We start from the raw sequence: 393 nt of genomic DNA, 5'->3' as shown, positions 1-393 counted from the left end.
TACTCACCTGAGATTCGCAAACTGATCTACACAACCAATGTCATTGAGAGCTACCATCGCCAACTGAGAAAAGTCACCAAAGGAAAAGCCATTTTCCCTACAGACGAAGCCCTGCTCAAAATGCTCTACCTGGCAACCATGGATGTGTTACGAAAGTGGACGGGGAGAGTTCAGAACTGGGGCCAAATTCTGTTGCAACTGTCCGTTCAGTTTCCGGAGCGAGTTCAACCATATCTCCGCTGAGCCTAACGGCTATTGGAGTTTACACAAAATCATTGACAGACCCCAGGAAGCCTGTATCACGATCTCGATCTGGTTAACTGTACACCTGTTGGAAAACCGATTGATCGGAGCAATCTTTCCCGTACGTTCAAGTCTTTGATCAAAAAGGCA

Annotated in this window: 1 protein-coding gene; it reads left to right on the top strand. The window is 46.8% G+C overall.

The annotated features are described in order from the left end of the window. Nucleotides 1-243 (top strand): transposase (locus LD028_RS08635; RefSeq protein ID WP_237811569.1); only part of this gene is annotated, 243 nt, incomplete at its 5' end. Nucleotides 244-393 lie beyond the last annotated feature (150 nt).

Source organism: Anoxybacillus sp. LAT27, assembly GCF_022030075.1.
Classification (GTDB): Bacteria; Bacillota; Bacilli; order Bacillales; family Anoxybacillaceae; genus Anoxybacillus; species Anoxybacillus kestanbolensis.
This window is presented reverse-complemented; position numbering and strand designations above follow the sequence as displayed.